The 18,979-nt window shown below is 58.8% G+C and carries 15 protein-coding genes; 9 read left to right on the forward strand and 6 right to left on the reverse strand.

Annotated elements, in window-relative coordinates; genetic code table 11:
- Nucleotides 1-4: 4 nt before the first annotated feature.
- From B142_RS0108200 to recR, 7 genes are all read left to right on the forward strand, one after another.
- On the forward strand, nucleotides 5-883 hold the full coding sequence (locus B142_RS0108200) for an ABC transporter permease (RefSeq protein ID WP_081604958.1): 879 nt from the start codon (nucleotides 5-7) through the stop codon (nucleotides 881-883).
- A 16-nt stretch (nucleotides 884-899) separates the two neighbouring features.
- Entirely contained in the window at nucleotides 900-1,706 is an 807-nt protein-coding gene (locus B142_RS0108205; RefSeq protein ID WP_051067320.1) for an ABC transporter ATP-binding protein, read from the forward strand.
- A gap of 720 nt (nucleotides 1,707-2,426) precedes the next feature.
- Nucleotides 2,427-3,695 (forward strand): aspartate aminotransferase type Ic, encoded by a 1,269-nt coding sequence (locus B142_RS0108215; RefSeq protein WP_018121066.1) that lies wholly within the window; start codon nucleotides 2,427-2,429, stop codon nucleotides 3,693-3,695.
- A complete protein-coding gene (locus B142_RS0108220) occupies nucleotides 3,676-4,254 on the forward strand; it encodes a suppressor of fused domain protein (RefSeq protein ID WP_018121067.1) in 579 nt (192 codons plus the stop codon). Before B142_RS0108215 ends, B142_RS0108220 begins: the two co-directional genes overlap by 20 nt.
- A gap of 88 nt (nucleotides 4,255-4,342) precedes the next feature.
- Nucleotides 4,343-6,979, forward strand: a complete 2,637-nt coding sequence (locus tag B142_RS0108225) for a DNA polymerase III subunit gamma and tau (RefSeq protein ID WP_018121068.1) — start codon at nucleotides 4,343-4,345, stop codon at nucleotides 6,977-6,979.
- Between the two features lie 126 nt (nucleotides 6,980-7,105).
- Nucleotides 7,106-7,444 (forward strand): YbaB/EbfC family nucleoid-associated protein, encoded by a 339-nt coding sequence (locus B142_RS0108230; protein ID WP_018121069.1) that lies wholly within the window; start codon nucleotides 7,106-7,108, stop codon nucleotides 7,442-7,444.
- Nucleotides 7,445-8,104, forward strand: coding sequence for a recombination mediator RecR (recR, locus tag B142_RS0108235; protein WP_018121070.1), 660 nt, complete (start codon nucleotides 7,445-7,447; stop codon nucleotides 8,102-8,104).
- A gap of 73 nt (nucleotides 8,105-8,177) precedes the next feature.
- On the opposite strand, the gene B142_RS12320 is transcribed toward recR, so the two are convergent.
- The 5 genes from B142_RS12320 to leuA all read right to left on the reverse strand — a co-directional run bounded on the left by B142_RS12320 (nucleotide 8,178) and on the right by leuA (nucleotide 14,763).
- The gene (locus B142_RS12320) at nucleotides 8,178-9,119 is read right to left on the reverse strand and encodes a siderophore-interacting protein (protein ID WP_018121071.1); all 942 of its coding nucleotides are present in this window, start codon (nucleotides 9,117-9,119) and stop codon (nucleotides 8,178-8,180) included.
- A gap of 82 nt (nucleotides 9,120-9,201) precedes the next feature.
- Nucleotides 9,202-10,038: a type 1 glutamine amidotransferase gene (locus B142_RS0108245; protein WP_018121072.1), complete on the reverse strand. Its 837-nt coding sequence runs from the start codon at nucleotides 10,036-10,038 to the stop codon at nucleotides 9,202-9,204.
- A gap of 15 nt (nucleotides 10,039-10,053) precedes the next feature.
- Nucleotides 10,054-11,430 carry a Mur ligase family protein gene (locus B142_RS12325; RefSeq protein ID WP_051067317.1) on the reverse strand — a complete coding sequence of 459 codons (1,377 nt, stop codon included), beginning with the start codon at nucleotides 11,428-11,430 and terminating at the stop codon, nucleotides 10,054-10,056.
- 31 nt (nucleotides 11,431-11,461) lie between these two features.
- Nucleotides 11,462-12,847 (reverse strand): hypothetical protein, encoded by a 1,386-nt coding sequence (locus B142_RS12330; RefSeq protein WP_018121075.1) that lies wholly within the window; start codon nucleotides 12,845-12,847, stop codon nucleotides 11,462-11,464.
- Between the two features lie 92 nt (nucleotides 12,848-12,939).
- Nucleotides 12,940-14,763 (reverse strand): 2-isopropylmalate synthase, encoded by a 1,824-nt coding sequence (gene leuA / locus B142_RS0108260; protein ID WP_018121076.1) that lies wholly within the window; start codon nucleotides 14,761-14,763, stop codon nucleotides 12,940-12,942.
- Nucleotides 14,764-15,137: 374 nt separating this feature from the next.
- Between leuA and B142_RS0108270 the strand changes: the two genes are divergently transcribed.
- Both B142_RS0108270 and B142_RS0108275 read left to right on the forward strand, forming a co-directional pair.
- Nucleotides 15,138-16,403: an aspartate kinase gene (locus tag B142_RS0108270; protein WP_018121078.1), complete on the forward strand. Its 1,266-nt coding sequence runs from the start codon at nucleotides 15,138-15,140 to the stop codon at nucleotides 16,401-16,403.
- Between the two features lie 36 nt (nucleotides 16,404-16,439).
- Nucleotides 16,440-17,477 carry an aspartate-semialdehyde dehydrogenase gene (locus B142_RS0108275; protein WP_018121079.1) on the forward strand — a complete coding sequence of 346 codons (1,038 nt, stop codon included), beginning with the start codon at nucleotides 16,440-16,442 and terminating at the stop codon, nucleotides 17,475-17,477.
- Between the two features lie 160 nt (nucleotides 17,478-17,637).
- On the opposite strand, the gene B142_RS0108280 is transcribed toward B142_RS0108275, so the two are convergent.
- Nucleotides 17,638-18,945, reverse strand: a complete 1,308-nt coding sequence (locus B142_RS0108280; protein WP_018121080.1) for a YkvI family membrane protein — start codon at nucleotides 18,943-18,945, stop codon at nucleotides 17,638-17,640.
- Nucleotides 18,946-18,979: the final 34 nt, after the last annotated feature.

The raw sequence follows: 18,979 nt of genomic DNA on the forward strand, positions 1-18,979 counted from the left end.
CACTATGTCTAAAACTCACACGCCTACTACTCGAACTTCCGCTGGCCGAACGTCTACCAGCCAAGCGTCCGCTAGCCGAACTTCCACCGGCCGAACGCTGCCAAGGAAAAAGCCCGGCCCGTGGAAACCCGTTGCCCTCGGCGTCGGCCTGTTTCTCGCTTTCCTTCTCGTATGGCAATTAATAGCGGCGGCGGGTTGGCTGTCGGATATCGCGCCGACTCCCGCTCGCACCCTCAGCCGCGGTGCTGAAATCTTGGCTGATCCTTTTTACCGGGATGGTCCAGCCTCCGTTGGCATTTTCTGGCACATGGTGGCATCCCTGCGCCGTGTGCTGTTCGGTTTTATCATCGCGATGCTCATCGCCATTCCGCTGGGCTTTTGGTTAGGATCGTCCACCACCTTCCGCCGGGCGACAGACCCCTTTGTGCAAATTCTGCGGCCGGTGTCCCCGCTGGCGTGGCTGCCGTTGGGGCTTGCCCTACTGCGCGATGCGGAAAATACCGCGGTCTTCGTCATTATTCTCTCCGCTTTGTGGCCCACCCTGCTTAACACAATCGAGGCTGTGCGCGGCGTGCACCCGTCGTACAAAAACCTCGGCGCCACATTGGGCACCAGCCGTGTGGACCGGCTGCTCTACATCATCGGGCCTGCCGCGCTGCCCGGCATCATCACGGGCATGCGCCAATCGCTGTCCACCGCGTGGCTGGTGATTGTGGCAGCGGAGATGCTCGTCGGCGGGCAAGGCGTCGGTTTCTTCGTGTGGAATATGTGGAACCGCTTGGATATTGATGCCATCGTCGTGGTCATTGTTCTCATCGGTGCCATCGGCTTGGCCCTAGATTATCTGGTTGCTTCATTGCAGAAAGTAGTGCGTTATGACTAATACCCCAACCAACACGATGACAAATACTTCGACCAATACCGTGCCCCACACCGTTGAGGCAGAAACCGCGCATATCGAATTTGCGAATATTACAAAAAGCTACGGGTCGACGACGATCATCGGCGAGACTTCCGTATCCATTAAGGAAGGCGAGTTTGTCTCCTTGCTTGGGCCTTCCGGCTCAGGCAAATCCACCATGCTGAACATGATTGCTGGCTTGGCGACGCCGTCGACAGGCGAGGTCCGTGCCCGCGACGAGGTAGTCACCGGCCCTGGCTCAGACCGAGGCGTGGTTTTTCAAAATCACGCCCTATTGCCATGGATGACAGCGCGCGGAAATATCGAATTCGGGCTGCGCTCTGCACGGCCGGATTTGTCGAAAGCACAGCGTAAGACAATCACACAGGATTTCTTGGATGAAGTCAGTTTGGGACATGCGGCTGACCGTCGTCCCGCGCGGCTTTCCGGTGGCATGCAGCAGCGGGTGGGTTTGGCGCGTGCGTTTGCCATTGGTTCGGATATTTTGCTGCTGGATGAACCTTTTGGTGCGTTGGATGCGCTGACCCGGAGGCAATTACAGACCTTGTTGCTCAGCGTTTGGGAAGAAAACCGACGCACGGTGGTAATGGTGACCCACGATGTTGACGAAGCGATCTTGCTGTCCGACCGCATCTTGGTTATGTCGCCGGGGCCAGAGGCAACCATCGTGGAAGATTTACGGGTCGGCCTTGCCCGCCCGCGTACCGGTGATGCGGACCCAGCCGTCGGCAAGCGTAAAAATGAGCTGCGCCAGCACCTGTTGTCATTGCTGGAACAGGATTAGAAGGTGTGGCGTCACAGGGTATCTAGAGTGTGCTTTGCCTCTGTCAATGAGACCTCAGGGTGAGCTTGGCGGAGTTTTCTTGCAGCTTTTGCTAGTCCGCTAGTGTTCAATGTTTCTCGAAGAGCTTGCTTTTCATTTTCGGAGAGGGGAATCGGCCGATGCTCGTTCTGAGGTTTACTGAAACTGGTATAGGCGCTTATGAGGGTCAGAATAAGGCAAAGAAATCCTACGCTTGCACGCCAAGACAAAGGTCCGTCTGACATAGCGATTAATAGGAGGCCCACAATAAAAAAGAATGCGGATCCACTGAAGAATTTGAAGTTCATTTTGTTTCCTTCACTGGGTATTGACGGTTTCCTAGCAGTTATCTTGGACCGCAGCGATTCCCAAAAGCTCAGCGGCAGTAGCGCCGGCAGCGCTCCATGTCAGCGAAATTCTAGCTGAAATAACTGTTGCCACAATTCTTTTTACCGTGGCTGACCTTACCGATGCCTATCTTTAGAAGGAGAGCGGCATGATTGAGGGAAGGCTATCGGTAGATGTGCCTATAAATCTACCCGGTGGGGATTATCAACATAATTCCGTGTGACTAAAGTTACAAACTGGTGACTGTGATCTCAGACGAGACTATCTGCAGGTTTCTTAGGAATCACAGATCTCACACAAACTCGCTACCATGGCAAGCAGCATAGATGTAATGGAAGGTAGGCGAGTACCCCAATGTCACTCCTCGACTTAGATACTGAGCAATTCAACGAACTAGCCCAGCAGGTGCGCAAAGATTACCAGGATCTGCAGGCGAAGAACCTGAACCTGAACCTGACGCGCGGTAAACCGTCGAACGAACAGCTCGATTTCTCCCACGATCTGCTTAGCCTGCCTGGCGACGACCCGATTGATGCCGACGGCGTCGATGTGCGCAACTACGGCGGATTGCTGGGAATCAAGCAGCTGCGCGAGATCTGGGCGAATGCCCTGGGCCGCTCGGTGGACAACACCATCGCGGCTGATTCTTCTTCTCTGAACATTACTTTTGACCTGCTGTTGTGGTCGTATACCTTCGGCAACAATGATTCCGTACGCCCGTGGAGCCAAGAAGAAAAGATCCGCTGGATCTGTCCGGTGCCGGGTTACGATCGCCACTTCACCATCACTGAAAAACTCGGCATCGAGATGGTGTCAGTTCCTATGCTTGACGACGGCCCGGATATGGACGCCGTCGCAAAGCTGGCCCAAGACCCGCAGGTGAAGGGCATGTGGGCCGTGCCGGTGTTCTCCAACCCAACCGGAGTGATCTTCTCCAAGGAAGTCTGCGAAAAGCTGGCTGCCATGGACACTGCCGCGCCAGATTTCCGCATTGTGTGGGATAACGCGTATGCGCTGCACACGCTGACCAACGAATTCCCAGAAAATTACAACGTGCACGAGATGGCCGCGGACGCGGGCAACCCGAACCGCTTCTGGGAAATGTCGTCGTCGTCCAAGGTCACGCACGCTGGCTCGGGCGTAGGCTTTTTCACCTCCTCGGAAGAAAACATCGCGTGGTATTCTTCCATCGCTAGCGCCCGCGGCATCGGCCCGAACAAGGTCAACCAACTGGCGCACGCGCGTTTCTTCGGAGACGAAGAAGGCCTGAAAGCGCTGATGCGCAAGCACTCCGGATCATTGGCACCGAAGTTCGACGCTGTCCTGGATCTGTTGGAAAAGAAACTGGGCGGATATGACGTCGCTAGTTGGTCGCATCCAGAAGGCGGCTATTTCATTGACCTCAACGTCATCGATGGCACCGCGACACGCGTGTGGGAGCTGGCGAAAGAAGCCGGAATTGAATTAACCAAGGCCGGTGCTTCCTTCCCGTACAGCAAAGACCCGCACAACCGGAATATCCGCCTAGCACCATCGATGCCTACCGCCGATGAGGTCGCTATCGCCATGGATGGTGTGGCCACCTGCGTGCTGCTGGCTGCGATTGAGAAGAAGGAGGCTTAAGCCCCTGCAATTCGAAGAAACCGGATATTGGCTCAGCCAACTCATCCCGGCCAAGCTGGAATTTCGCAAGCTCGATGAGTGGCGCATTGCCAGCGCACAGATCGACGAGCAACAAGCGCTGGCGGCAACCGCCAACTTCGGCGAGGTTGATACCGGGCTGACTAGTGATGACTCCGGCCAATCCGTGCGCTGCGAGCTGCTCGCCGTGGCGCAAGCCGAACAGCCCGCCATCGCGACTGCCGTTCTGGCCGCTGCAGAATTGCTGCGTTCGGCAGGCGGCGTGCTGCCAGCGCAACCGGGTGTGCTGCTGCCGGATATCGGCCAGAAATTCGCTGAGCTGGAACAAGATCATCTCACCGTGCGCCACGGTCTGCTGGCCGTGCCGTATTTGTGGTCTGGAAAGACGCCACGTCTGGAAGAAGACGACCGGCTTACGCTGATTTGCCAGTTGATCATGCTCACCGATGCAGAGTACGAATTTGCCGTGCAGCAAGGCGTCGGCAAGCTGCAGGACAAATTGTCTACCGAAGGCATTGATCCAGGCGACTGGGGACGGTAGTCCGAGCAGTAGTTGGCTCGGTAGTCGGCTTGGTGACTGTTGGGTCGGTGACTGTTTGGTCTGCTGGGGATATCGGTAAAGTAGTGGCGTGGCTCTTTACCGGAAATATCGCCCCGCAAGCTTTGCTGAGGTCATCGGACAATCGCAGGTCACTGAGCCTTTATCAGTGGCGCTCGATGCCCACCGCATCAACCATGCCTATTTGTTTTCAGGCCCACGTGGCTGCGGCAAAACCTCCTCGGCGCGCATCCTCGCGCGCTCACTGAACTGCGTCGAAGGGCCAACCTCGACGCCATGCGGGAAGTGCGATAGCTGCCGTGCGCTCGCCCCCGGAGGCCCCGGCAACCTGGATGTCACGGAGCTCGACGCGGCCTCGCACAACGGTGTAGAAGACATGCGCGAACTGCGCGATCGTGGCCACTACGCGCCGGCGGAATCGCGCTACCGCATCTTCATCATCGACGAGGCGCACATGATCTCGCAACAGGGTTTTAATGCCCTGCTAAAGATCGTCGAAGAGCCCCCTGAGCACCTAATTTTTATTTTCGCGACCACCGAGCCAGAAAAAGTCATTGGCACGATCCGCTCGCGTACGCACAACTACCCGTTCCGCCTGCTCACCCCGCCAGATATGAAAGCACTGCTGCAGCACGTGGTGGAAGAAGAAAACGTGCAGGTAGAAGACGCCGTATACCCGTTGGTGATGCAAGCCGGTGGTGGTTCGCCGCGTGACACGCTTTCCTTGCTAGACCAGTTATTGGCCGGTGCGAAGGATGGTCAGCTGACTTACCAACAGGCGGCCCCGCTGCTGGGCGTGACTGACTTGGCGCTCATTGACCGTGTGATCGCCGCGCTTGCCGACGACGAAAAAGGCGAATTATTCCGCATCGTCAACGACGTCATCAATGCTGGGCACGAGCCACGCCGTTTCGTGGAAGACTTGCTGGACCGCCTGCGGGATCTGCTGATTATCCAAGCTGTGCCCGAGGCTTTCGATGAGGGGCTGGTGTCTGCCCCGCAGGATCGCGTGGCGGTGTTGAAGGAACAAGCTGGGTGGTTTAGCCCGGAGGCGCTGACGCATTATGCGGACGTAGTAAACGAGCGATTGCCGCAGATGCGTGGCGCCACCTCGCCACAGTTATTGCTGGAAATTTTGTGTGCGCATTTGTTGGCGCGGCCGTACGTTGCGGCAGCCGGTAACGCAGCTGGTGCTGGGGCTGGGCCAGGCAGCGGTGTTGGCGCGGGGACCGGTGCCGGTCAATCGGGCCAGTCTGGTCGGGCAGGCCAGTCTGGACAGGGTGCTACAGCCCAGGATGGTCGTCAGCACAACGGGCAGGGGGGTCCGCGTGGTGCGGCGGCCGCGTTGGCTGCTGTGGCGGCGATGGGTTCGGCGAAACCGCAGACGAAGTCGATGCCGTCGCACGGCCCGGCGCCTAAGGCACAGCCTGGTGAACATACTGGTGAACAGGTTGCTGAGCAGCACAAGGCAGCATCTGCTAGTGAGCACAACCCAGAAACGCCTAGAGCTGAGCAAGAAAATGTGGTTGGTGCTGTTGCCGAAGCAGTAAGTGCTGCCGATTCCACGGACTCTGCGTCGGCTAACGATGCTGTCCGTGCGCAACACACCGACGAGTCTGCGCAGCCAGACCATGCTGAACAGCAGCGTGCCGAGCAGCAGCCTAGTAAGCAGCAGTCTAATGAACAGCCAGGTGATGCACTCGAAATCATCCGCAGCCAGTGGACGAATATTCGCTCAAAGGTAGGGCAGAAAAACCGCGTCGCGGAAGTTATGCTCACCGAGGCAAAAGTTCTGGGGATCGACGGCGAGACCGTCGTGCTGGGGCATAACACCGGGGCTTTGGCTGAGCGCATTAATTCTGAGCGCAACAATGCCGTGATCGTCGAAGCGGTAAGCGCCGTCGTCGACCAGAAATTACAGGTCAAGTGCATCGTCGGCACGAAAGTTCCACCTGAACTTACGGCGCAACCGCGCACGACGCCGCAACCGCAGAAACCTGCGCAGCAGAATGACCAGTCGCGCCAGAATTCGCAGCCACAGCAGAATAACCAGCCGCCGCAGCAGGATCAATCGCAGGCAGAAACGCGCCCGCGGCAGGAAGCTCAACGCACAAGCAGTGACAGTGTCTGGCCAGAAACCAGCCGCGATGTTAACGCCGGGGCGGAATCAACGGACACTGCGGTGCGCGAGAGCAATGAGGGTTCTGGGCAATCCCACCGGCAGCAACCGGAGCCACATGAGAAACCATCCGCCAGCGCAAAGAACCAGGACTGGCGCGAGGTAGCTAACCAAGCAAAAAACCGGGCTCGTGAGCGCGCAGCACAAACCAGCGGCGATACCTTTGGCGACGGTGTCCCGCTGCCACCTGAACCGGCTGCAGAAGAGTCTGCACCGGACGAGCCGCCGCAAGCGCAGCCAGCACAATCGTCGGCAAGCTACATACAGAACGCACAGAACACACAGAATACGCAGAACGCACACGGCGCGCCGGGCAGCGCCGAAACCAGTAATGCCGAAAGAAACAACGCCGAAAACGGCAATGCACAAAACAGCAATGCGCAAACCGGCGGGGACGACACAGGCGCCAGCACAAGCACCAATACGGACACCAACGCCAACACCAGCACCGGTGAACGCAGCCCGGAAGAAATCCACGCCGCCGCGCGCAAGCTGCTGGAAACCGAGCTGGGCGCTCGCCCGCTGTAGTCTGTCCCAGTCCGTTGTAAACTGGGGCCGACGTGCGCGGCCACCCGCGCAGACGCCTAGCTATCGGGCTAATCCCCATAGCTATGCGTAAGAATGCACCACTACACCAAACAAGGAGTAGCAATAATGACGCAGCCACAAGACATGCAACAGCTCATTGCCCAGGCCGCCGAAATGCAGGCCAACCTGCAGAAGGCGCAGGAGGAGATCCTGGCCACCTCCGTTACCGGTAAAGCAGCCAACGGCCTGGTTGAGGTCACCATGACCGGCGGAGCGGAAGTTACCGACATCAAGATTGATCCGCAGGTTGTCGATGCCGACGACGTCGACACGCTGCAGGACCTGATCCTCGGTGCATTCCAGGACGGCCACCGCCAGGCTGGCGAGCTGGCCAAGGAAAAGATGGGCCCATTGTCGCAGGGCATGGGCGATGGCGACATCAACAACCTCATGGGTGGAATGTAAGTGTTCGAAGGTCCTTTACAAGACCTCATCGACGAATTCTCGCGCCTGCCTGGGATTGGGCCGAAAAGTGCCCAGCGGATCGCCTTCCATGTTCTGCACACAGAACCGGAAGACATTGACCGCCTCCAGCAGGCGCTTGCTGGTGTCCGCGACGGGGTTACGTTTTGCCGCATCTGCTGCAATATCTCCCGCGACAGCGTGTGCCGCATCTGCCATGATTCCGGGCGTGATCGCTCGATGATCTGCGTAGTCGAAGAACCCAAAGACATCCAGTCCATCGAACGCACCGGCGAATACACCGGCCGCTATCACGTGCTCGGTGGTGCGCTGGACCCGCTGGCGAATATTGGGCCGAAAGACCTCAACATCAGCCAGTTGTTGCAGCGCATCGGCGGTGTCGTGCAGGATCGCGAGCTGGCGGATTCCACCCCGGAACACCCGCTTTACGACGACGCCCCGGAGATTACCGAGGTGATTCTCGCGATGGATCCGAATACCGAGGGCGAGGCGACCGCGTCCTACCTGGTGCGCCTGCTGCGGGATTTCCCGGATTTGAAAATTTCGCGGCTGGCCTCCGGAATGCCGCTGGGCGGCGATTTGGAATTCGTCGACGAGCTCACGCTATCCCGCGCGCTGTCCGGCCGCCTGCCCGTGCGCTAGCGCTGCCGCCATCCGTGTAGCGGCCGCCGCGGGCCCGCTGAGTGCCCGCCGAGGCCAACGATACTTTCGCGACTTAGGGCCGCGGTTTCCCCGCGATCCAATACACGCACCACTGGATCGCCGTGGAATCCAATCCGAAGACCGTCATACCCAGTTTGCGTGCGGTTTTCGCCATCCCAGATTCCCCACTGGCCCACAGATACTCCGGCTGAAATTCCGGGTGTTGGCGGGCCAGTTCTTGTACGTGGGCAGCCAGTAGTTCCTGGTGCTGCGCATAAGGGCCCGTGACGACGTCCACGCTGGCCAGCGTATTCTGCCACTGTTGCAGCGCGGCAGTTTCAATATCCGCCTCGGTTTCAGCGAGTGCGATCACGCGGGTGGTGCGCAGTGTATCCGGGTGGAAGCGCTGGCAGTATTCCAGAATCGCCCACACCGACGGCAGTGCTGAAGGGTCCGCGATGAGTAGCTGCCTGCTACTGGGGTGGTGCCACAACCCGCGGGAAGCATAGATCGCGCATTCGTCACCTGCTTGTGCACGCAGCACCCAGTTCAATCCCGGGGCGGGGAAGGTGTGGTCGTCGGTGCTTTCTCGGCCCGTGCGTTTGCCGTGCGTGGCCACATCAAAACACGCGGTCGCATTCTCCCGGTCCAGTGCGCGGAAAGTGTACCAGCGCAGCTCTGGACGCCACGCGGAATCGCAGGAGGCAATGACGGCGCGTAGGTTCGCGCGGTCGCCGTCGGCAAGCGCGTTTTCTAAGCCGTCCAAGCTGTGCGCAGCTGTGGGCATGATCAGCCCGAAAAACTCATCAGGTCCAGTCAGGCGCAGATCCGCGAAAGCGGGGGAGTGCAGGTGCACCCGCAGGAGTTCGTCGGCAAGCACCTCCACAGACGTCACCCGGCAACGCACGAAATGATGGCGTGCGTCGCCGGGTGGGTTGGACAGGGTGGTGTCGAGAAACTCGTGGAGTTTGTCAGAGTGCTCGGCGGTATCTTGCGAGGTATGTCCATCAGCCATGTGGTTTATCTTAGGCTAGCGTAAGAATTATTGGCCAGTGGGTAGCGTCTGCGCGCCGCGGCTATAATTTTGCGGCGTGCGCTTAGCGCAGGCGTTCGGTGCGCAGCTGCTCGATGGCCGGGATCTCCAACGGTTCCAGCTCATCCAACGTGCACCCCAATGCCATGGACAACACCAGATCCGCCAACTGCGGATTGCGCGCCAGGGCAGGGCCGTGCATGTAGGTTGCGATGACCGATCCTTGCACCGCGCCTTCGGCTCGAGTTTGCGCAGCAACATCGTCGGCTGCGCCAGCACGGGCAGCATCGGCATCGCAGTTACCAATACCAGTGGTGATAGCACCCAAAGGGTGGGCATCCGGGCCGAGCACACTGGCGCCCATGTGGTTTTCGAAACCAGTCAGCGGGGAAGTCAGGCTACTGGTGACACCGGCTTGCGTTGGTTGCGAAGCGACCTCACCAATCGCACGCTTTTGCAATGTGACGGTCCGGGCGTCAATTAAGCCCAGCCCCTCGACTTCCCGGCCCGCAGCGCGGAAAGTCTCGCCGACCAGCTGAAAACCAGCGCAAATAGCGAAAACTGGCGCACCAGCGCGGGCAGCTTTGTGCAGGCCGCCGTCGGCAAGCAAATGCTCTACTGCCAGGATCTGCGCGCTATCTTCGCCACCGCCCACGGTATAGGCGTCGAGCTGGCTTGGCACCGGCTCGCCGAGCTTGATCGGGTGAATCTGCGCCGAAATCCCCCGCATGCGGGCGCGTTGACGCAGCACCAGCGCATTGCCGTCGTCGCCGTAGGTGCCCAACACGTCCGGCAGCACCAGACCAATATTCAGCTCTGCCTTTTTCGCTGACTCGCTGGCTTCGGCAGTGCGCTCAGCTGCGTTATGGTTGGCCGCAGCGTTGTGCTTATCGTGTGCCATATTCGCTGCTATCTCCTAAGCTTCCTCGGAACGGGCGGTGGAATTTTTCGGCGCGGAATTCTGTACCTGCGCTGCCTGGGATGCAGAAGAATCACCGCGCTCTAAAGCCTTCTTCAAATCCCGGAAGGCAGTGTAATTCGCCAACACCTCAATACGCCCGGCTGGGCACGCATCGATGGCTTTCACCGGATCAGCGATTAACTCGTGGCTGATATCGGCATAAACCAAACGCACCGCCAGGTCTGTGCCACGCTCACCGGAAGCCTTTACGGACTGCTCGGCGAAATCCTCAAACGTGACATCCCACAGCCAGGACAAATCCTCCCCGTCGGCGACTTGCCCGTTCACCGCGATCACCAAACCTTCGGCGCTGCGATCCACCATGGACAACGCCTCTTGCCAGCCAGCCGGGTTTTTTGCCAGCAACAAGCGAATTTCATGCTCGCCGCGGGTGATCGTGGAATAACGCCCGGCGACATCATCCACCTGCTCGGTGGCGGACACAGCCTGTTCGAAGCCGACGCCGAAGGCCTCGACTGCCGCGGCGATGGCCTGGGTAGCGTTGCCCCGATTGGCCCGGCCCGGCAGGGCCAGGTTCATCGGGTGCGCGGCGTCGTCCAGCGACGAGCTGCGCGTAATGCCCTCGTCCGTGATCGTCCAATCTGGGGTGGGGCGTTCGAAGGTGGAGCCGTCGGCAAGCTTTTTCGCTGCGTACCAATGCTCGCCGTCGCGCACAATCGCGCCACCCGTGCGCGGGCAGGTGGTGGATTCACCGAGCCAGCCGCCGCCAGCGGCTACCCACACCACGTTCGGGGCGTCATAAGCCACCGAGGTGATCAGCACGTCGTCGCAGTTCGCGATGACAGTCATGTCCGGGTGCGCCGTAATGGCGCCGCGCAAAGTGCGCTCAATCTTGTTGATCTCCCCGACGCGGTCCAGCTGATCGCGTGACAGGTTCAGCAGCACCAGCGCCTGCGGATTGATCTTGTCCGCAACCTGCGGCACGTGCAGTTCGTCCACCTCCAGGGCGAGGACTTCAGCATGACGGCCCGCCAACAGTGCAGAGATGATTCCGGCATCCATGTTGTCGCCGCCCTCATTCGTGGCGACAGAATACTCACTGCGCAGCGCATTCGCCAGCATGCGGGTGGTGGTGGACTTTCCGTTCGTGCCGGTGACCAGCACAGCCGGGCGATCGTCGGCAAGATTGTGCATGACGTTCGGGTCGATCTTGTCCGCGAGCAAACCGCCGATCATGCCACCCGCTCCCCGGCCGGTTGCGCGCGAGGCTACCGTCGCCAAGCGAGCGACGGTTGTGGCCACCCGCGTGCGGGCACGGGACACGATGGACACCGGCGATGACGGTGATGACGACGCAGAAGACTTAGTCATAGGCATCTAGGATAGTAAAAAGGCGTGGTTACTAGTGGGATGTGTGGTTTGAGCCACTCGCAGGATTCGGTGTTCCTTTGCGCGAAGAGCTGCGGCGCCGCCTATGGGAACGGGATTTTTTCCGTGGCTGCTTTCCTGTTTGATTTTCATTCTGTTTTTCTGCCTGCTTGGGGTGCTGTTTCACGGACGCTTTGCCGGATTGTTGCTTCCCGGATTGTTGTTTGCCGGATGCCTTCCCCGCAGGCTGGCTAGGTACCGCCCGCGGGTGCGTGGATTGTTCCACTGGCGCATCAGGATCCAGGTGTGGCTTCACGCGGGTGAGCGCATCCAAAAAAGCAGTATCCCCGAGCAGCGGAATGCCTTTGCGTACCGCGTGCATAGCCTTGCCCCGCAGGTCAGTGGTCTTATTGCACACCACCACCGAGACCCCACGGTGCAGATGCTCGCGATACACCAACCCGGCCTCAGTCAACGCGGTGACGATGGTATCGGGACTATAACCGATCTCATCAGCAACCACGACCTCCATGCCCTCGACCAAAGACCGGCCCGGCACATATTTTCCGGGATTGGCTAAGGTCAGCTCAGCTTCGGCGGATTCCACGCGTATGTGGCTGCGTTGCAAACCACAGCGATCCGCCCGTAGATCATCCGGGTGGTAGCTAGCGATCAGCTCATGGTCGGCGCCCGATGACTTCTGCGCGGCTTCGTGCTGATGCTGAAAAATATCCCACAATAAATGCGTGGTTTCGCGGGTGGTTTCTTCTTGGCTGCGCCCAGCACGCACAGCTGATGCCACCGGACTAATCGCCGACAAACCCATCGCGCGAGCCACGCCGGCAGGTCGAATATCCGTGAACGGAACTTCTTGCCGACGCGCAGTGGCCAGCGTGTCGACGATTGTGGCAGGCTGCGGCACATGCCCGACGCGCTGGCGCTTGCGGTTGCCCTTGCGGGAGCGCCGCCGGTTGGCACGTGCAGCAGCACTCATCGCGCGCTTGGCCTCGGAAACCAGAAAACCCCAGGTTAACGGCAGATCGTGGACGATCAGCGTGCGGTCGTCGATAAGCCGGTCGAGTGGCTTCAGGATCTTGGCAAAGCGCTGGCCGTTGTTCACTTCTTCGCGGGAAAGCCCGTGATAATGCCGGGGCCCCGGGTCTTCGCCCGGGTTGAGTACGGCGTGAAAGGCCTCTCCGGTCTCGCCATCGTCGTTAAAGGTCACGGCATCGACTGCCACCAGGCGAGCAGTCGATGGGTGAATACCGGAAGTCTGTACCGTGAGCGCCAAGAAAGGATAGGCGGCAACTGCCTCGCGGCGAGCCTGCTCTTTAGGATGCAGCTCACCCGAGGAGTCCTGAGTATTCGTGACGTTGTTGTCGGTGTTGCCGGTGTCGTCGGTATCGGTATGCGAGGTCATTAGTACAGCAGTCTAGTGCACTACACAGAGGCCTAGCCTAAGTCCTGCAGCGGCTACGTTCTGCTAGGGGTATGTCTTACAGAGCCTACGTACTACAGGCTGGAATGCGCGCGGTTGGCAGCCGAAACCAGTGCCTTCAGCGAGGCGTACGTCGTCGAGCCTGCAATACCCACGCCCCAGACGCTGGAACCGTTGATCGTCGCCAAGATATAACATGCGGCTTCGGCATCATCACCGGCGGTGCGGGCGTGCTGGGAGTATTCCAATACCTCGATGTCTAAGCCCAAGTTGCCCAGCGCATCGGCGTAGGCGGCGATTGGTCCGTTCCCGGAGCCTTCGATGGTGCGTTCGGTGCCTTCGTGGATGACCTTGGCAGTAACGCTGGCGTCTTTGTCTTCGGTTTCCGCGTTGTTCACGGTGACAGAAACCTGTTCTACCGGGGAATTTGTCTCCAGGTACTCGTTGGCGAAGATATCCCACATGGCTTTCGAATCGACTTCGCCGCCCTCAGCATCAGTGACGGTCTGCACAACGCGGGAGAAATCGACCTGCATGGCGCGCGGCATGGCGATGCCGTGGTCGGTTTTCATGATGTAGGCGACGCCACCCTTGCCGGACTGCGAATTCACGCGGATCACGGCTTCGTAATCGCGGCCGATGTCCTTCGGGTCGATCGGCAGATACGGAACTTCCCAGGTGGTCTCGCGCAGCTCTTCCCATGCCACGTCGGAGCTGCTGGCCTGGGGATGCACGTTGGCGGCCATCGCATCCAACCCTTTGTTGATGGCGTCCTGGTGGGAACCGGAAAACGCGGTAAAGACCAGGTCGCCACCGTATGGGGAGCGCTCGTGCACGCGCAGCTGGTTGCAGTATTCGACGGTGCGACGGATCTGCGCAATATCGGAGAAATCGATCTGTGGGTCCACGCCCTGGGTCAGCATGTTCAGGCCCAAGGTCACCAAATCCACGTTGCCGGTGCGTTCACCATTGCCGAACAAGCAACCTTCGATGCGGTCGGCTCCGGCCAGGTAGCCCAGCTCCGCAGCTGCGACGCCTTCGCCGCGGTCATTATGCGGGTGCAGCGAGATGATCAGCGACTCGCGGTTGTTTAAGTTGCGGTGCATCCACTCGATGGAATCGGCATAAACATTAGGGGTGATCATCTCGACTGTCGACGGCAGGTTGATGATCAGCGGGTTTTCGGGCGTCGGCGCCATGATTTCCGCAACCGCATCGCAGACTTCCTTGGCAAAATCCAGCTCGGTACCGGTGAACGATTCCGGGGAATATTCCCAGCGCCAGTTGGTGTCTGGGTAATCCTGCGCGATGGTTTTGATCAGCTCTGCGGCCTCGGTTGCCAGCGCCTTGATTGCCGGGCGGTCTTTCCGGAAGACGACGCGGCGCTGCAACTTCGACGTGGAATTATAAAAGTGCACGATGACGTTTTTCGCGCCCTCACAGGCCTCAAAGGTCCGCCGGATCAGGTGCTCACGAGCCTGCACCAACACCTGGATGGTGACGTCGTCAGGAATTAAATCCTGCTCAATGATCTCGCGGACGAAGTCGAAATCAGTTTGGGATGCAGATGGGAAGCCCACCTCGATTTCCTTGTAACCCATGTTCACCAGCAGCTCGAACATGCGGCGCTTGCGCTCTGGGCTCATTGGATCAATCAAAGCTTGGTTTCCGTCGCGCAGGTCCACCGCGCACCACTGCGGGGCGACGGTGATCTTTTTATCCGGCCATGTGCGGTCTGGCAGCTGGATGTCTTCGACTTCTTGGGCGAAAGACAAGTATCGATCCACCGGCATGGACGAGCCTTTTTGCTTGTTCCACGCTGGTTGGTTCTCATTACGTGGGCCGTTGGGCTTGCGTACCTGGCGGGGTGCAGAGATGAAAGCGTCGTTAGGGGACATGGTGATTCCTTTTGATTACAGCGGAGTTCGGATTGAGCGGTGCCTGGTTTTCACAGGGGCTCTGTTCGGCCGGCATATGTGCGTGCCCGGGGCGAGGTGCAACAGCTACGCGAATAACCGCGACGGGGCGCCGACCAAACTGTCGTTGTTGGCTCTAAAACCCGCCGCGGCTGCTAAGGAGAAGAAAGCGTGCCCCGGAAATCATGTGGTACAGACTACACAAAATTTGTTGTGTGTGCGAAAGTCGCCGAATATTTCGGCATGCATATAAGTCTGGGACGCAGGGCACATACTATGATATGAATAAGCATTAACCTGCGTTTTTGAGCCGCAAAGACAGCAGAAACGAACGATCAGGAAGGGCAGCTGGCCTCATGGCACTAGTTGTGCAGAAATACGGGGGTTCATCCCTAGAAAGCGCGGAGCGGATCCGGGCGGTAGCAGACCGTATTGTTGCCACGAAAAAGGCTGGCAATGACGTCGTCGTGGTGTGTTCGGCAATGGGTGATACTACCGACGAGCTGCTAGACCTTGCGGCGTCGGTGAACCCAGTTCCTCCGCAGCGCGAACTCGATATGTTGTTGACCGCCGGTGAGCGAATTTCGAACGCTCTGGTGGCGATGGCCGTGGATTCGTTAGGGGCGAAGGCGCAATCATTTACTGGTTCCCAGGCTGGTGTGCTGACAACCGAGCGGCACGGTAATGCCCGTATTCTTAACGTCACCCCGGGGCGTCTGCAGGAATCGCTGGACGAAGGCAAGATCTGCATCGTCGCTGGTTTCCAGGGCGTCAACAAGGACACTCGTGATGTCACCACGCTTGGGCGCGGCGGTTCGGATACTACTGCTGTGGCCTTGGCGGCGGCTTTGAACGCGGATGTGTGCGAGATTTATTCCGACGTCGACGGTGTGTATACGGCTGATCCGCGCATTGTGCCGAATGCCCGCAAGCTGGAACAGCTGTCATTCGAAGAGATGCTGGAAATGGCTGCCGTCGGCTCCAAGATCTTGGTGCTGCGCAGCGTCGAATATGCCCGCGCGCACAACGTCGCCCTGCGTGTACGTTCGTCTTATAGCAACGACCCCGGCACTTTGGTGTCCGGTTCAATGGAGGATATCCCAATGGAAGATGCAGTACTGACTGGTGTTGCCACCGATAAGTCCGAAGCCAAGGTGACCGTGCTGGGTATTCCAGATAAGCCGGGCGAGGCTGCCAAAGTGTTCCGTGCCATCGCGGATGCCGAGATCAACATCGATATGGTGCTGCAGAATATCTCCACCGTGGAAGATGGCATCACTGACATCACCTTTACCTGCCCGCGTGAAGACGGCCCACGGGCGGTGGAGATCTTGTCGAAGCTGAGCCGCGAAGGTAACTGGTCGCAGGTGCTTTACGACGATCAGGTGGGCAAGGTGTCCCTGGTTGGTGCCGGCATGAAATCGCACCCAGGCGTGACTGCTGATTTCACCGAGGCATTGCGCGATGCTGGTGTGAACATGGAACTGATTTCGACCTCCGAGATCCGGATTTCTGTCCTGCTGCGCGAATCGGATCTGGAAAAAGCCACCCGTGCGCTGCATGATCGTTTTGATCTCGGCGGTGACGAAGATGTCACCGTCTATGCTGGAACCGGACGCTAACCGCCACCACAACTGCTCTGGGAGGAGACCTCAACTATGACCACACTCGCCGTCGTCGGTGCCACTGGACAAGTAGGCCAGGTGATGCGCCAAATTCTGGAGGAGCGCGAATTCCCCGCGGATAAGGTGCGTTTTTTCGCGTCTGCGCGTTCGGCTGGAACCGAGCTGGATTATCGCGGCGAGCGGATCACCGTGGAAGATTTGTCGAAGGTGACCGTCGAGTCCGTTTCTGACGTTGATATCGCACTGTTTTCCGCCGGTGGCGCCACCTCGAAGGAGTGGTCGCCGGTGTTTGCGGAAGCTGGCGCGATCGTGGTGGATAACTCCTCGGCGTTCCGGAAGGACCCAGAGGTGCCGTTGGTGGTTTCTGAGGTCAACCCAGAGGCAGTGAAAGAAGTGCCGAAGGGCATTATCGCGAACCCGAACTGCACCACGATGGCCGCGATGCCGGTGATCAAGGCATTGCACGACGTTGCTGAGCTGAAGCGGTTGAATGTTTCTTCTTACCAGGCGGTTTCTGGTTCTGGTCTGGCTGGTGTGCAGGCGCTGGCGGCCCAGATTTATGAGGCCGGAGAGCACGCAGTTGATCTGACTTACGACGGCAGCAAACTCAATGGTTTGGATACTGCCCCGTACGTTGCTCCGATTGCTTATAACGCGTTGCCGATGGCTGGAAATCTTGTCGACGACGGTTCTTTGGAAACCGATGAGGAACAAAAGCTGCGCAATGAGTCGCGCCGGATCCTTGGTCTGCCGGATTTGCGCGTTTCCGGAACCTGCGTGCGTGTGCCGGTTTTCAGCGGGCACACCATGACGGTGCATGCGGAATTTGCCCGCGACATCACTCCGGACAAGGCTGTGGAAGTACTGGAGCAGGCTCCGGGAGTGAAGGTTGTTGATGTGCCGACTCCGCTGGCCGCGACCGGTATTGATGATTGCTTGGTAGGACGCATTCGCCAGGATCAATCGCTGGATGGAAACAATGGCCTGGTGCTGGTGGTCTCTGGCGATAACCTGCGTAAAGGCGCAGCACTGAACACGATTCAAATCGCTGAGCTGCTGCTAGAGCGTTAGCGGTAGACACGGCCGCGGCCGGCGGTTGTGGCTGCGGCTAGTGCTATTGCTTACGACAACCTAAAAGCAGGCACCCACTCGGTTTTCCGGTGGGTGCCTGCTTTCGTGTGTATTGCTGCTTCGTGCTTGCTCCGGCTCAGTCTTTACTCCGGTTTGGTCTTTATTCCGGTTTGGTGTGTTCCACATAGACGACGCTGCCAGCAGGCATATCGCGGTCGTAGTCAACGTCGGGATCGTTTTCTAGCTCGTCGTCGATTTCTTCTTTGATGCTGTGCAAGAATTCCTCGGAACCCATGTTGGACTGGGCTGCCAGGGTTGTCAGCTCGCGGTCGTTCTTTTTGCTGAAACGTACGCGCGGGTCAACCTTGCGGGACATGAGTTCGCGGCCGCGGCGACGGCGCTGGCCTTCGGTGCGCATGGTGCGGAAATTGCGCACCCAAGCCCAGATCAGCACGACGATCAACAGCATGCCGATATAGCCCAGCACTGGGTAGACGTAGCTGACCAGCTGGCGGAAGCCAACGAAGGACAGCACGAAACCGATCAAACAGGCCGCGACGTAGACGCGGAAGAATTTTTCTGGTGAGTTGCGTGTCAGCCGTTTCGCCAACGCATAGAACATACCGATGGCGGTGTTGAAGACCATGCCGTAGAGCACGACCGTCATGATGTGGCCCAATGCTGGGTGCAGGCTGATCATCAGCGCCAGCATCGGCATATCTGCATCTTTGGTGGTCTCGACGGTGAAGTACATGCTCATGACCAGCAACAGCAGCAACGAGAGGAAGACCGCGCCGCCGATGGCACCGCCGATTCCTGCCTCGCGGGTGTCCATGAAGCTACCGCCGATCACAATCGCCATGGACACGGCGACGATCACTTGGAAGGCAATGTTGTTGATCGCAGAAATCCACCAGTTTGGCAGAGTGGTGTGTACCTCGGTGGAAGCCTGCTGAATATTATCCCAGTTCGGATCTACCGTGATCACCGTGTAGATCGCGGTACCCAGCACCATGATGATCAAAAATGGTGTGATGACACCGATGACCGCGGTGGTTTTTTCGACATCCAGCAATCCCACCAGGATGGTCATGATCAACATCAAGGTCGCGCCGATCCACGTCGGCCAGCCCCAGGCTTCTGTGAGGTTGGAGCCACCACCGGCGAACATCACGAAACCGATGGAAAATAGCGTAGCGATGGTGCCCCAGTCCAAAATTTTCGCGATGATTGGGCTGTTGGTGATGCGGTCAATCACGGCGGTGTGCTCGCGGGCTTGGTAGTAGCTGCCGAGCTGCAAAATGGCGATACCACAGATGATCATGACGACGGAGCCGAGCAATGCTCCGACAATTCCCCAGTTTCCGAAGGCCACGAAATACGTCATGGCCTCCTGCCCGGATGCGAAACCGGCGCCGGCCAGGGTTCCGACGAAGGCCATCGAGATGGCTAACGATCGTTTGAGCATGAAGACAACAACTCCGAATCTGTGAGCGCGCTGT

Origin of the sequence: Corynebacterium propinquum DSM 44285 (genome assembly GCF_000375525.1) — a bacterium.
GTDB lineage: Bacteria > Actinomycetota > Actinomycetes > Mycobacteriales > Mycobacteriaceae > Corynebacterium > Corynebacterium propinquum.

What these genes read in the sequence shown, in the direction of transcription:
- B142_RS0108200 (WP_081604958.1), top strand. Translation starts at nt 5, where the DNA reads ATGTCTAAAACTCACACGCCTACTACTCGAACTTCCGCTGGCCGAACG.
- B142_RS0108230 (WP_018121069.1), top strand. Translation starts at nt 7,106, where the DNA reads ATGACGCAGCCACAAGACATGCAACAGCTCATTGCCCAGGCCGCCGAA.
- B142_RS0108215 (WP_018121066.1), top strand. Translation starts at nt 2,427, where the DNA reads ATGTCACTCCTCGACTTAGATACTGAGCAATTCAACGAACTAGCCCAG.
- B142_RS12325 (WP_051067317.1), bottom strand. Translation starts at nt 11,430, where the DNA reads ATGACTAAGTCTTCTGCGTCGTCATCACCGTCATCGCCGGTGTCCATC.
- leuA (WP_018121076.1), bottom strand. Translation starts at nt 14,763, where the DNA reads ATGTCCCCTAACGACGCTTTCATCTCTGCACCCCGCCAGGTACGCAAG.
- B142_RS0108270 (WP_018121078.1), top strand. Translation starts at nt 15,138, where the DNA reads ATGGCACTAGTTGTGCAGAAATACGGGGGTTCATCCCTAGAAAGCGCG.
- B142_RS12320 (WP_018121071.1), bottom strand. Translation starts at nt 9,119, where the DNA reads ATGGCTGATGGACATACCTCGCAAGATACCGCCGAGCACTCTGACAAA.
- B142_RS0108280 (WP_018121080.1), bottom strand. Translation starts at nt 18,945, where the DNA reads ATGCTCAAACGATCGTTAGCCATCTCGATGGCCTTCGTCGGAACCCTG.
- B142_RS0108245 (WP_018121072.1), bottom strand. Translation starts at nt 10,038, where the DNA reads ATGGCACACGATAAGCACAACGCTGCGGCCAACCATAACGCAGCTGAG.
- B142_RS0108275 (WP_018121079.1), top strand. Translation starts at nt 16,440, where the DNA reads ATGACCACACTCGCCGTCGTCGGTGCCACTGGACAAGTAGGCCAGGTG.
- B142_RS0108205 (WP_051067320.1), top strand. Translation starts at nt 900, where the DNA reads ATGACAAATACTTCGACCAATACCGTGCCCCACACCGTTGAGGCAGAA.
- B142_RS12330 (WP_018121075.1), bottom strand. Translation starts at nt 12,847, where the DNA reads ATGACCTCGCATACCGATACCGACGACACCGGCAACACCGACAACAAC.